This is a genomic window from Vibrio sp. Vb0667 (assembly GCF_033391095.1).
Genome location: NZ_JAWPOL010000006.1, coordinates 144,318 through 157,402 on the forward strand (window position 1 = coordinate 144,318; position 13,085 = coordinate 157,402).

Genomic DNA, 13,085 nt, shown 5'->3' on the forward strand with positions numbered 1-13,085 from the left:
AATTACTCCTCTCTAAAGGCGCGATTCATGCTTTCTGTAATTGGCTTTATTAGGTAGCTCAATGGCGTTCGTGGCTCAGATAAAATAAGCACTTCGGCATTCATGCCTGAGGTTAAACGATGTTTTGTCACATCTTCCGGTGAAATTGCAATTCTAGCGAGATAAAAATCTTCTTGGTTTTCTTGCGAGAGCTTATCGGCAGAAATCGTCAGCACAGTACCGTCTAAAGGTGCCAACGTCCGTGCATTCAGAGCGGTCAGACGAACATGCGCTTGCTGGCCTGGATTCACTAAATCAATATCCTGAGGATTAACACGAGCCTCGACTAACAACTTATCGTCTTGCGGGACCAGTTCTAGTAACGTTTCACCCGAGCCAATCACACCTTTCTCGGTAAACACTTGCATGTTGACTACGCGACCAGAAATAGGTGCGTTGATCGTTGTTCTTGCGACAATATCTTGAGCGGAGCGATATTCTTCCCGAATTGCGACAATTTCCGTTTTGGTATTTCGTAGTTCCTCGACAATCTCATTCAGCCTTTCAAGCTTCAACTCTTCAATTTGCGCTAGGTTCTCATCTAACCTTTTTCTAACGGTGAGCGACTGCCTGTCTAACTGGCTTAAGGTACTTCTCACCTCCGCTGCTAAGCGCTTGAGTTGAAGTAAAGTAGATTTTCCCGAGAAACCTTTTTGCACCAAGGCTTGGTTACTGTCTATTTCTTCAGCAATAAAGTTGAGCCGTTCCGTCTCAATCACTTTGGTTTGCTGAAGGTTTTCAAGCTCTAAATTTGCTCCAGAAATACTCTGCTCAATGATACTCAGTTTACTGTCAAAGAATCGCTTTCTCGCTTCAAAGATCTTGTTTTGAACCAGTTGTGCTTCTTGGACGATATCGACACGGGGAATGCTTTCAAGATCATCAGACCATACAATCGTTGGAAGCTCATCAAGCTCCGCACTTAAACGGTTTTCCTTTGCTAGAGTATGGATAAAACGACCACTTAACGAATCCAACTTAGCCATAGCTTGACGCTTAGAAAGTTGAATTAATAACTGACCTTTTTCGACTAAATCCCCTTCCTGTACATATAGCTTTTCAATAATACCGCCTTCTAAATGCTGAATTTCTTGTCGCTTAGTGAGAACTGACAAATCACCATAAGCAATCGCTGCACTTTCTAATTTGGCTGTTGCAGCCCAGTAGCCAAGGCCTCCAAGAAAAACACTTAAGGTCACCACACCGAGTAAAATTGGTTTTCGAAAGCTTAGTCTCGCTTTGGGGCTAAAACGATATACGATCTCGGTAGAACTCTGATTAACGGTTGGCAGTTGATTGCTCATTTCTTACCCTTGGGATATCTGTTCTTTCTTCGCCCATCAAACGTTTTAATACTTCATCTTTAGCGCCGTATAACTTGACTCGGCCGTCAGCCAAATACAACAGCCTATCCATTTGTCGTAACGTACTCGGATTGTGGGCAATGACGATAATCGTTGTACTCTGTGCTTTTAAATGGGCAATCAAACGTTGATACGCAGCCTCTCCCTCACCATCGAGGTTGGCGTTCGCTTCATCGAAAATCACAATAGATGGGTCGCCATAAACGGCTCTTGCAAGAGCGATTCTCTGCCTTTCCCCCCCAGATAAACCACGGCCATTTTCACCAATAATGCAATCATAGCCTTTGTTTTTCTTGAGTATTAATTCATGACATCCTGCTAGTTGAGCCGCCTTGATGACTTTAGCGGGGTCTTCTTCTTTAAAGCGCGCGATGTTCTCTCGAATTGTGCCAGGAAATAACTCCACCTCTTGAGCGAGATACCCAAAATGCACGCCGCGATCTTCAGATGCCCATACGGAGACTTCCATTCCATCAAGAGTCACTTTACCCGCTAATGGCTTAACCGTACCTAATAACAGCCGAGCAAACGTCGATTTACCCGTACCAGAAGGGCCAATCACCCCAACAGCAACACCCGGAGGAATCGATAAGCTGATCGATGAGAGCACTGGTTCGGTTGCTCCAGGATGGCGATAGGCCAGTCCGGTAAGCTCATAGTGTCCTTTTGGTTTAGGCAGTGGCATATCTGATTCATCTTGGCGCACGATCGCATCGATTTCTTTCAACCTTTTATAGGCGCCTTTAGCAGACATCGCGCTTCGCCACGTGCCTATCGCCTGCTCCATCGGCGATAATGCCCGACTCATTAATATGGAGCTCGCGATCATCGCCCCTGCCGTTATCTCATGTTGGATAACTAACCATGCACCACCTCCCAGTAAAAATATCTGTAATGAGCCACGTACAAACTTAGAAAAGTTAGCCATGTAGATGGACTTACCTGCAACTCGCTCTTCAAGCACATTCACTTCACTCACGCGCGACTGCCACTTCTCTAAAAATGCATTCATCATCCCCATTGCGAGAATTGAATTGGAGTTTTGCGTGGCTAATTCTGCGTTGTTGATATGAGAAATCGCTCTGACTTCGCTCTCTTGCATTGTTTTACGCGTCATCAGCTCATTGAGTAGACCTAGGCTAAACAATACGATAGATCCAAGTAACGCGATGTGACCTAGTATCGGGTGCAATAAATACACAAATAAAATAAACAGCGGTGTCCAGGGCGCATCCAACAGTGGATAAGGTGCTTGACTGCTCAAAAAGCTTTTGATGTTCTGAATGTCTCTCAGAGTTTGCGAGGTATAACTCTTCCCGGTATGTGATTGATATTGAATCGTGCGCTTGAGCATGAAAGCGGAGAGTTTTGTATCCATCCAATAACCAAAAGATTTACTCATTTGTGCTCGTGCAATGTCGATGATGGACATGGTTAACAGCGCGACAATTACGATGACAGTGAGCAAGAATAAAGTATCGGTTGAGTAGGAGGATATCACTCGGTTGTACACTTGAAGCATGTACAACGGAATCGAGAGAACCAATAAGTTGATAAAAAGGCTAAAAACGATCAGCAAGCCCGCAAGCGTGCATAGTTTTTGTTTCACTTCTTTGAAAACCGTTTTTTGCACGACTACTTCCGTTTAACGTGAAAATTGTAGGCGCCAGAAATACTAGCGCCTAGCTTAAGGTAACCTCAAATCGCTCTAGAGTGTCCGATTAGTTCACCTCAGCATGGCAGAGCCACGCAAACTAATTCCCATCCAGAGTTATTTTCAGTCGTTTAGATTACGAACAGATCTGCACCATAGGTGTTGATGTCAGTTTCAGTCACGCCAATAAGTTTCACTGTTAGATCAGCCCCATCGGTAAACACTGCATTCCCAACTGCATCGTAGCTAAAGCTTAAATCACCAAAGTCAGTGACAGAGTCGCTAATGATGTGCAAAGAGTCTTCACCAATGGTAAAATCAACAACTTTGGCTTCGCCATGGCCACCAAACTTATCCGTGAACACAAACTTATCGCCATTGCTGCCGCCAACTAAAACGTTGTCACCAGAACCAGCAACAAGAATATCTTCACCGACACCACCATTTAATTTATTGTCACCCAACAAACCCAACAGCAAGTCATTACCGGTACCACCGCCGAGGTAGTCGTTTCCTGTACCAGCCCTAAGGATGTCATCTCCAGCACCACCAGTTAGGCGATCGTCGCCGTCGCCGCCGATCACATAATCATTACCGCCACCGCCAACAAACGAGTCATTACCACCAAAACCGATAAACAAATCATCGCCGCCATCGAAATCAGCAAATTGGTTATTTACACCTGCATCGCCTAAATACGTGTCATTGTCACTTGCGCTCATTTTTATTCCCTCTTAGCTTATTAATTGAATAGACCTTCTGTTCCACGTCTGACTAGATTCGTCACGACATGAGAAGTCTAATAGTCAACTGAATAGGAATAAGTTTGAATATGGGATGATATTTCAGACTGACATTTTAATAATAAATATAAAATTTAGTACTTTATAGAGTATTTTCTTTTTATTACAGCAAGTTAATACTAGTACTACAGGTTTCTCTTAGCCCAACTTGTAGCTTGCGTACGGTTCTTTACTTCTAACTTTCTAAAAATATTGTATAGATGTGATTTAATAGTATGCTCGCTGATAAATAAAGAATCAGCGATTTCCATATTTGAACCACCTTCTTTCAACATTTTTAAAACCTGAACTTCACGCCGAGTAAGCTCAACCTCAATAGCAGGTTCGATAATGCTATTTACTTCTCTGCCTCGATAATAATTTACTAGCTGATCAAGTAATCTTCGAGACAGCCAATTATCCCCTTTTATTATTGCTTTTAATCCCTGACAAACCTTGTCCATTGAATCTCCTGGACCAAATATACCTTTTACATGAGGCCAAGAAGCGAGTTCTTCTGTGTCTAAGTCATAACCTAGATTAAGCATTATAGTTCCTAGCACTTTATTACTATCTTTTAAATAAACTAAAGTTTCGGAAGGAATCTCAACTGAAAAATCAACAAGCAAAAAGTAGCGTTCCGGAATGAGTTCATGATAACTAGGGTTTTTAGTATCAATGATCGTTATTTTAGTTTCTGTATTTTTAGAAAGCATTTCCTTAAAGTTTTCACTCTGTAAACTTTGTTGAGTGAGCATTAGGATTTCAGGCTTTTCCATATACTGTTCCATAATGTTTCTCATACTTTCAGTGACTTAACATTCTTAAATTAGTAGTTAATCGTCAGCACTTAGTTTGATATGTAAGTGCTAGTTCACAGAGTAAAGTTATTTGCTACTTTTTTAAATTCTAAAGTTATTAAAAAGAGAACCAAAAAAAGTGTTTCTCATAAAAGAAACACTTTTAACACATTCAGGTCACAGAAATTATTAAGAGTTTACTAAATTAGGCAACCTAATATTGCAATAGCATTACACCGTTAACGAGTTGTCTGAAATATTTTCCTTTGCCCAAATAAGTGCTTGAACTCTATTTTTCACATCAATCTTCTTGAAAATATTATGTAAATGCGTTTTTACCGTATTCTCGCTGACAAATAATTGTTCGGCGATTTGTTGATTGGACGCCCCCATGGAAAGAAAGGTAATTATTTGTTGCTCTCGTTTGGTCAGAATAGCGGAAACATTCTTATTTATAGGTTTGCAATGTCGACGAAGGTAAGTAATGTACTGCTGAGAAAACTTACGGCTGAACCACATATCTCCTTGAAGCACCTTACCAATACCAACTTGCAACGTTTTTATATCATCAGAGGTATAGAAAATACCGGCCAAAGTACGCCAAGCAAAGAGATCTTCTGTCGATATGGATTGCTCACAATTAATTAAGATTTCAAGCGTGTCTTTCTGCTTGGCCGCTTTAAACTCCGCATAACGGCGAAAAATTTCATCCGTGATCACGCTGCAATCAACAATAATGGCTGATGCAAGAGATTCATGTAACACTCCGTGAATCAGATTATCTGGCGTGATTAGAGCAACACTAATACCGAGTTTGGTCTCCAATACATCTTTCAACAGAGATGACTGTAGACTTCCCTCCGTGATTAAAATAACGTTTCTTTTTTTTTGCTGCTCCATCCTGATCGCATTCCCTTGGTCGTTTTTATTGAAATACGCAATAGATTTAGATAGAGCGGTAGTATTGTCAAGTATGAAAATCACTAGTACTAATTAATAACTCATTGAAGTGTCAATAATTTTTAAGTGGCAAGTATGTGAGAGGTATTAGCATTTTTCAGACATTAAAAAAGGGAGTATAAACTCCCTTTTTGTGTTTGAGCAGGTGATTTAAACACGCACGTTAGAGGCAAAACACCACCTAACTTAGTGGATTGGAACTGCGTTTTTTTGGTTAAACTTACCAAAGTGTTGTTCTAACACTTCTGGCGTCAGCTTACCTTCCGCTTCCAGCTTTTTCAGCTCAGCGACGATCGCTTTTTGCTCTTCTAGCGACGGCAGTTTTACTTCTGGCTCCTGAGCGGTTTCTTGAGAAATTTGCTCTAGTTCTTTTTCGAAGTCATTCATAGTACTTACCTAAAATTAATGATTGAACTTTTAAACTTCGCCTATTCTATCCAACTCTATAACTTGAAGCTACCAACCATCTTGTCCAAACGAGAAGAGAGCGCTTGAAGATCGCGACTTGCATCCGCCAACTCTTCTGCTGTCGCGGTTGTCATTTCATTTATCGCGTTGATTTCTTCGATATTTTGATTAATGGTATGCACCACCGTGGATTGCTCTTCCGTCGCCGTTGCAACTTGTGTATTACGATCAGAGATGTCGGTGATTCGTTCAGAAATACTGATTAATACCTCGACTGCTTCATCGGTAGAAGTAACCCCTTCTATGGTGACCGCTTTGCCCGCTTCCATAGCACTTACCGCGTCTTGTGCGTCACTTTGAAGCTGATTGATCATGCGCTGAATCTCTTCTGTAGAATCAGCCGTGCGTGAAGCTAGGTTTCTTACCTCATCAGCAACAACCGCAAAACCACGTCCCTGCTCACCAGCACGAGCAGCTTCAATTGCAGCGTTTAGCGCAAGTAAATTCGTTTGTTCAGAGATGTCACGAATTACACCCAGAATCGAGCCAATATCTTTGGTTGTCGATGCCAACTGCGTAACAACAATATTGGTTGTTTCAACATCATCGGCTAGGCGGCTGATCACCTCTTTTGCTTTCATCACAACTTCTCGACCAGTTTGAGTGTTATCTGAAGCCTGATTTGCCGTATCAGCAGCGGTAGCAGCGTTCGATGCAATTTCACTGATGGTCGCACCCATTTGGTTGATAGCTGCAACTACTTGAATGGTTTGATCACGCTGCTCTTGGCTGTTGTCGTGTGTGGATGTTGCTTTCGTTGACACACTTTCTGCCGCTTGACTTAATGAGCCACTGGTTAAAGCAACTTCTTTCATCGTGGCATGAATCTTCTCAATAAATCCATTAAAGCCTTTTGAAAGCTGAGCAATTTCATCATTACCCTTAATTTCAATACGCTGCGCCAAATCGCCTTCACCTTGCCCAAGGTCGGTAAAACGATCGGCAATCAGTCGGATTGGTTTCGTAATGCTGTTTGCCAACCATACGCCCATGAGGATGAATACAACGGCAACAATGATGGTCGTAAACAGCATTTTTTTAGCTGTCGCATTAAGGTCTGCGAATACTTCATCAACGGGAACCACGCCAATAACAAACCAGTTCATTGAAGGAACATACAAACTAGAAACAAAAGTATCCTGCCCTTCAAACTCCACATTAATTAGGTTGAAGCTATTTTTGTTCAACAGCGCACTTGCGTCACTACCAAATAGTTTAGTGATAGAAGTTTGGTTCTTACCTTGTTGGCGGTGTATTTGAATCTGGCCTTGTTCATTAGTGAGGAACACGTAACCCGTATCTTCAATTTTAAACCCATTGAGCAAAGCAACCATGTCTCCCATAGATTTAGAGAGACCTGACATTGATGTACCATTAAGATCTTGGAAATTGGCAAACATTTTCACTTCGCCATTTGCCTCTTGGAACACACTCACGGACGTTTCTTGACCAGACGACGTAAATCCAAAGAACCAAGCATCTTGCGTTCGGTTAAGTTGACGTAAGAATCCGTTTTGATTCCAGTAATATGCCGTTTGACGATTCGCTACCGACGCATCATTAAGACCATACTGTGATTTAACGTTATTGAGCTGCTGAACCAACTGAACTTCTACTGACGGATCACGGTCTGTATTAGATAGGGCTTCAACAATAAATTCGTTTGTAGCCAGCTGTTTTGCCGCTTGTTGCATTTCGACAACTTCGCGGTCAATTTCGGTATTGATTTGCTGCAACATCGCAGGTAGCTCGATGTCAATAAGACGATGGCTCAATACATCTCTCGCATGACGCTGAGCCATAACACCAACAATGATTGTTGATGCTAGAACAGCAAACGTAATGCCAAGTACAACCTTCTGTTTGATGCTCAAGGAATGAAGTTTCAACATATTCGGACCTTTTAAAAGAATCACTTGTTATTGGCCCCACAAGGGGAATCAGGTGCATATCTCATGACACGCACACCACGGAATCTTTATCGGCTCATATGTACAAAACTAGAGGCATTTCTCATTATATTATGAAAAATAAATGTAACACACTGTCAAATAAGCACTTTCAGAGATAGCACGTACTTGCAATTCTCTGTAGCGTCCCAATATTGAAAAGATAAATTGCAATAGAGCGTTGGAACTTTTTTCACATGGAAAATGACCAATACTCAACACGAAAATCACATGGATACCGAGAGTCCAAAGCATGCATAAATCTAACTTCGAAACTCTTCAGCAATACTTAGAGTCGCAGATCATCGGACAGCAAGATCTGGTAAAGCAACTGCTTGTTGCGCTTCTTGCGGATGGGCATATTTTAGTTGAAGGCCCTCCTGGGTTAGCAAAAACCCGTGCAGTAAAATCACTCTCAGACTGTGTTGAAGGCGACTTCCACCGCATTCAGTTCACCCCTGATTTGCTGCCAGCCGATTTAACCGGCACCGATATCTTCCGTCCCGAAACCGGAGAATTCACTTTCCAATCAGGTCCTATCTTCAACTCGCTTATTCTTGCGGATGAGATAAACCGTGCGCCAGCCAAAGTACAAGCGGCAATGCTTGAAGCAATGGCAGAGAAACAAGTCACAGCAGGTCGTCATACCTACCCGCTGCCAGAGTTGTTTTTGGTTATGGCAACTCAAAACCCGATAGAGCAAGAAGGGACCTACCCCCTTCCTGAAGCGCAGCTAGACCGCTTTTTATTGCATTTAGAAGTGGAATACCCAGATGCGGAGCATGAGCTATCTATCTTGCGTATTAACCGCGGAGAAGCAAAAGGCGAAGCAAAGGTTGAACGCCCAATGTTAAGCCAACAAGATATATTCACCGCACGTAAAGAAGTGTTGGATATTCATATGGCGGAAACGATAGAGCAGTACATCGTCCGTTTAGTTATGGCGACACGTCAAGCCAACAAATATGACACTGAGTTGGACAAGTGGTTGTCAATGGGTGTGAGTCCGCGTGCCACCATCGCTCTTGATCGCTGTGCACGTGCGCACGCTTGGCTTGCTGGTCGTGATTTTGTCTCTCCGGAAGATGTTCAAACCATGGCTTATCCGGTACTGCGCCACCGTTTATTATTGAGTTACCACGCTCAAGCTGAAGGCATTACGGCAAACCAGGTCATCGATAAACTGCTAAACCTTGTTGGCAGTGCATAAACGAGTGAGTGATATGTCCGCTACACATTCATTACCACCTCATGCGAATGGGGTGACATTAACCCTTGAAGAGCTGCTCCAATATCGCACTCAATCTGTACGTTGGTTACCACCAGCACAGAGTCTCTGGTCGCAGATGAGTGGTAACCATACCAGTCGCCAAAAAGGGCGAGGTATGGATTTTATGGAGGTGCGCCAATATCAACCTGGCGACGATATTCGCAGCATTGATTGGCGAGTCACCGCTAGGACCGGTAAAGCACATACGAAGTTGTTTGCAGAAGATAAAGAGCAAGCGGTCATTCTTTATCTTGATCTAAGTTCTAGTCTACATTTTGGATCTAAGTATGTACTCAAATCCGTTCAATTGGCCCACTTTGCCAGTGTTCTAATTTGGCTAACTCTAGCTAAAAAAGATCGCATCGGCGCAGTGATTGATGACGGACATCAATGTCTTGAATTTCGCCCCTCTTCTTTACAAAGACAAGGGCTGCGGATTCTTAACGCCATAGTCGACATACATAATGCGCAAGTAACTCGTACTGCAAGCAACGACACTCGTACACTACCGTATGCACAAGTATTGGAGACACTTCATACGCTAACCCCAAAAGGCAGCGAATTGATTATGCTCAGTGATTTTGCCCACGTAACACCAACGGAACTGGCACAACTACGTCGACTCAAACAACACAATAGCGTAAGGGCTGTTCAGTTTTATGATCCGTTAGAAAGAGGCGAAACAGACTTTAGAGGTCAAGTGAAAGCTTCGGATGGGCTGCATAGTCAATGGTTTAACTTTGGCTCTAAAGGACAACGAAGAGAACTCGAAAGCCACTTTACCCAACATCAAGAAACCATTAAGCAGCAATGCCATTCAATAGCAATTCCATTTAACACGCTATCAAGTGGCCGGCCCTTAATTTCACAATTAAGCTAACAAACTGACAAGCAGTATTTATTAAGCAGTAATAATAATGACAACAAACAACCAAAGCCTAGACCTTGAACCTTTGATTTTGCCAAACGCACCGGATTGGTTTCCGCTCGCTTGGGGATGGTGGGTGGTGCTTGCAGCTACCTTGCTCTTCATTTTCGGCATTTGTCTTTATGTGAGATGGCGTAAAAAACACTTACGCGCAAAAAAGACAGCATTAACACTTTTAACTCAACCTACCGCGCCTCATACCCCCTCTTCTGCTCTGGAAATATTGCGCCAGGCAGCATTGAGTTACTTTCCGCGTGAAGAGATCGCACCATTAACCGGAATCGCTTGGTATGAATTTCTCGATAGCCATACCAAAGAGACTCGATTCGTAGACAAACAACATCAGTGGCAAGAAGCGTTATATCAGAATTCCTCCCAAGGGCAGCATCAAAGCTTGGTAGACGATTGTGTCTTTTGGATAACCTACGCTTTGCCACCAAAGAAAAAGGCAAATAACCGTGACTGAGCAAACACTCATAGCCGCTCTTGCCCAATGGCTAAACATTGAATTTGTCTGGTGGTGGGCACTGTTTTTGTTGCCCATCCCCTGGCTGGTATACAAGTTCCTGCCACAAGAATCTCAACAAGCCGAGATCAAATTGGCGTACTTACCAACCAATGAGAATCGCAGCAAGCCTAAGCAAGCGCTGCAAAAAGCACTTTCAATCGCGATCTGGGGCCTTCTTGTCGTCGCTTGTGCGCGTCCAGTTTGGTTTGGCGATCCCGTTGAATTCCAACCCAAGTATCGGGACTTGATGTTAGTCGTCGATCTGTCCGGTTCGATGCAGCAGGAAGACATGGAACTCAACGGCGAATATATCGATCGCCTCACAGCAGTCAAAAAAGTTCTGTCTGATTTCGTAGCAAAGAGAAAAGGTGACCGTCTCGGAGTTGTTTTGTTTGGCGACCATGCTTATTTGCAAACACCACTCACTGCAGACCGCAAAACCGTCATGCAGCAGATTAATCAAACCGTCATCGGCTTGGTTGGTCAACGAACCGCCATTGGTGATGGTATTGGTTTAGGCACAAAAACCTTTGTAGACAGTGATGCTCCGCAACGAGTCATGATTTTGCTCAGTGACGGCAGCAATACTGCAGGGGTGCTCGAGCCGCTAGAAGCAGCGGAAATTGCGAAAAAATACAACGCCACTATTTACACCGTGGGCGTGGGCGCTGGTGAAATGATGGTGAAAGAGTTTTTCATGACTCGCAAAGTCAACACCGCAGCCGACTTAGATGAACAAACACTGACTAAAGTGGCAGAGGTGACAGGTGGACAATATTTTCGAGCGCGAGATACGGGGGAGCTCGAAAAGATTTATGACACCATCAACCAGCTAGAACCCGTATCTAGCGACACACAAACTTGGCGCCCACAGTCTGAATGGTTTCCATATCCATTAAGCGCTGCATTTGTATTATCGGTATTGTTATTCCTATTAAGGAGAAAACATGGCTGAGTTTATTTTCCTCAATCCTTATTGGCTTTTGGGGCTCATCGTGATCCCTATCGCACTCTTGCTTAATCACAAATTTAGAGCCCAAAAGTCCACACTGATTGCCCCTCACCTAGCACGGATGCTCGGACAAAACACACAGTCTAAGCATTACTTCACTCTATGGGGTTTAGCTTGGGCAATAACTTGCATTTCATTAGCGGGGCCAAGCTGGCAGTCCAATGCTCGACCAAGCTTTGAGTTAAACCAAAACCGTATCTTGGTACTTGATATGTCTCGCTCTATGTTTGCTACAGACATCAAACCCAATCGGCTAGCACAAATACGTTATAAGGCGCTCGATTTGCTGCCAAAATGGAAAGAGGGAGCCACTGGACTTATTGCTTACGCTGGCGATGCCTATAACTTAAGTCCACTGACAACTGATTCCAGCACGCTTGCTGGCATTATCGAAAATTTGTCACCAGAGCTGATGCCTTTTCAAGGAGCAAACCTGCCTGCCGCGATTGAACTTGCGATCAACCAGTTTTCTCAAGCCGGCACGCAACAAGGCGATATCATCGTGTTAGCGGATGATCTTGATACGTCAGAGCTGTCTCGCGCGTTAGATTTAGTCCAAGGTACAAAGTTTCGCATTTCTGTTCTTGCCGTCGGGACTCCTAACGGTGCGCCTATCGCGCTGCCCGATGGCTCTCTGCTAAAAACTGCACAAGGCACTACCGTCGTAGCGAAAACAAATCTGAAAAATCTACAAACGCTAGCGAATAAGACTGGCGGTCTATTTGTTCCTATTCAGCACACCAACCGTGATGTTGAAAACATCGCGGCCTTTACCAATAACATTGGTAGCCAGCTTTCTGCGACCCAAAGCGAAGAAGTTAAAACTGATTCTCGTCTCAACAGTGGCTTTTGGTTACTGCCGTTGTTACTTCTTCCTGCGGCTTTACTGTTTCGACGCGGCCTGATTTGGATGGTAGTTGCGGCTGTAGTCCCAGTAACGTGGACACCGCATGCAGAAGCTAATCCGTTCTTAAATGCCGACCAACAAGGAGCGGAACTATACAAGCAAGGTGAGTATGAACAGGCGCAAAACCTATTTACAAACCCAAGCTGGAAAGGAGCCGCCAGTTATCAAAAAGGTGACTACGAAGCCGCTATCGAAGCATTTTCTCATGATGCCTCCCTTAACGGCCGCTATAACCTCGCCAACTCGCTCGCTCAAAATGGTCAATTAGAAGATGCGGCTGATTTGTATAAAAAACTGCTAGAGGAAAAGCCTAACTTTGAAGCCGCGAAGAAAAACCTATCGGTTGTAGAAGAAAAGCTAAAACAGCAACAGCAACAGCAACAGCAACAGCAACAGCAACAGCAACAGCAACAGCAACAGCAACAGCAACAGCAACAGCAACAG

Annotated in this window: 12 protein-coding genes; 5 read left to right on the forward strand and 7 right to left on the reverse strand. The window is 43.6% G+C overall.

Translation table 11 applies throughout. The features are described from left to right. Nucleotides 1-2 precede the first annotated feature (2 nt). The 7 genes from R8269_RS09480 to R8269_RS09510 all read right to left on the reverse strand — a co-directional run bounded on the left by R8269_RS09480 (nucleotide 3) and on the right by R8269_RS09510 (nucleotide 7,959). Nucleotides 3-1,343, reverse strand: a complete 1,341-nt coding sequence (locus R8269_RS09480) for an HlyD family type I secretion periplasmic adaptor subunit (protein WP_005383906.1) — start codon at nucleotides 1,341-1,343, stop codon at nucleotides 3-5. Next, nucleotides 1,318-3,036 (reverse strand): type I secretion system permease/ATPase, encoded by a 1,719-nt coding sequence (locus R8269_RS09485; protein ID WP_053350060.1) that lies wholly within the window; start codon nucleotides 3,034-3,036, stop codon nucleotides 1,318-1,320. The genes R8269_RS09480 and R8269_RS09485 overlap by 26 nt, the downstream gene beginning before the upstream one ends. Nucleotides 3,037-3,188: 152 nt before the next feature. Continuing rightward, on the reverse strand, nucleotides 3,189-3,779 hold the full coding sequence (locus R8269_RS09490; protein ID WP_005375168.1) for a calcium-binding protein: 591 nt from the start codon (nucleotides 3,777-3,779) through the stop codon (nucleotides 3,189-3,191). A 206-nt stretch (nucleotides 3,780-3,985) separates the two neighbouring features. After that, on the reverse strand, nucleotides 3,986-4,642 hold the full coding sequence (locus tag R8269_RS09495; protein WP_031777174.1) for a LuxR C-terminal-related transcriptional regulator: 657 nt from the start codon (nucleotides 4,640-4,642) through the stop codon (nucleotides 3,986-3,988). A 228-nt stretch (nucleotides 4,643-4,870) separates the two neighbouring features. After that, nucleotides 4,871-5,539: a LuxR C-terminal-related transcriptional regulator gene (locus tag R8269_RS09500; protein ID WP_021707603.1), complete on the reverse strand. Its 669-nt coding sequence runs from the start codon at nucleotides 5,537-5,539 to the stop codon at nucleotides 4,871-4,873. Between the two features lie 246 nt (nucleotides 5,540-5,785). Then, nucleotides 5,786-5,986, reverse strand: a complete 201-nt coding sequence (locus R8269_RS09505; protein ID WP_005375165.1) for a restriction endonuclease subunit S — start codon at nucleotides 5,984-5,986, stop codon at nucleotides 5,786-5,788. A gap of 56 nt (nucleotides 5,987-6,042) precedes the next feature. Continuing rightward, a complete protein-coding gene (locus tag R8269_RS09510; RefSeq protein WP_017821859.1) occupies nucleotides 6,043-7,959 on the reverse strand; it encodes a methyl-accepting chemotaxis protein in 1,917 nt (638 codons plus the stop codon). 310 nt (nucleotides 7,960-8,269) lie between these two features. Between R8269_RS09510 and R8269_RS09515 the strand changes: the two genes are divergently transcribed. From R8269_RS09515 to R8269_RS09535, 5 genes are all read left to right on the forward strand, one after another. Beyond that, nucleotides 8,270-9,226 carry an AAA family ATPase gene (locus R8269_RS09515; RefSeq protein WP_017635415.1) on the forward strand — a complete coding sequence of 319 codons (957 nt, stop codon included), beginning with the start codon at nucleotides 8,270-8,272 and terminating at the stop codon, nucleotides 9,224-9,226. Between the two features lie 13 nt (nucleotides 9,227-9,239). Next, nucleotides 9,240-10,166: a DUF58 domain-containing protein gene (locus R8269_RS09520; protein WP_206225752.1), complete on the forward strand. Its 927-nt coding sequence runs from the start codon at nucleotides 9,240-9,242 to the stop codon at nucleotides 10,164-10,166. Nucleotides 10,167-10,203: 37 nt separating this feature from the next. After that, nucleotides 10,204-10,680, forward strand: coding sequence for a DUF4381 domain-containing protein (locus R8269_RS09525; RefSeq protein WP_206225753.1), 477 nt, complete (start codon nucleotides 10,204-10,206; stop codon nucleotides 10,678-10,680). Beyond that, nucleotides 10,673-11,677 carry a vWA domain-containing protein gene (locus R8269_RS09530; RefSeq protein WP_206225754.1) on the forward strand — a complete coding sequence of 335 codons (1,005 nt, stop codon included), beginning with the start codon at nucleotides 10,673-10,675 and terminating at the stop codon, nucleotides 11,675-11,677. Before R8269_RS09525 ends, R8269_RS09530 begins: the two co-directional genes overlap by 8 nt. After that, a partial coding sequence (locus tag R8269_RS09535; RefSeq protein ID WP_318222516.1) for a VWA domain-containing protein occupies nucleotides 11,670-13,085 on the forward strand: 1,416 nt, incomplete at its 3' end. The genes R8269_RS09530 and R8269_RS09535, both read left to right, overlap by 8 nt.

Bases quoted from the DNA above. Each gene is read 5' to 3' on its own strand.
- R8269_RS09510 (WP_017821859.1), bottom strand. From the start codon at position 7,959: ATGTTGAAACTTCATTCCTTGAGCATCAAACAGAAGGTTGTACTTGGC.
- R8269_RS09505 (WP_005375165.1), bottom strand. From the start codon at position 5,986: ATGAATGACTTCGAAAAAGAACTAGAGCAAATTTCTCAAGAAACCGCT.
- R8269_RS09515 (WP_017635415.1), top strand. From the start codon at position 8,270: ATGCATAAATCTAACTTCGAAACTCTTCAGCAATACTTAGAGTCGCAG.
- R8269_RS09480 (WP_005383906.1), bottom strand. From the start codon at position 1,343: ATGAGCAATCAACTGCCAACCGTTAATCAGAGTTCTACCGAGATCGTA.
- R8269_RS09520 (WP_206225752.1), top strand. From the start codon at position 9,240: ATGTCCGCTACACATTCATTACCACCTCATGCGAATGGGGTGACATTA.
- R8269_RS09490 (WP_005375168.1), bottom strand. From the start codon at position 3,779: ATGAGCGCAAGTGACAATGACACGTATTTAGGCGATGCAGGTGTAAAT.
- R8269_RS09500 (WP_021707603.1), bottom strand. From the start codon at position 5,539: ATGGAGCAGCAAAAAAAAAGAAACGTTATTTTAATCACGGAGGGAAGT.
- R8269_RS09495 (WP_031777174.1), bottom strand. From the start codon at position 4,642: ATGAGAAACATTATGGAACAGTATATGGAAAAGCCTGAAATCCTAATG.
- R8269_RS09525 (WP_206225753.1), top strand. From the start codon at position 10,204: ATGACAACAAACAACCAAAGCCTAGACCTTGAACCTTTGATTTTGCCA.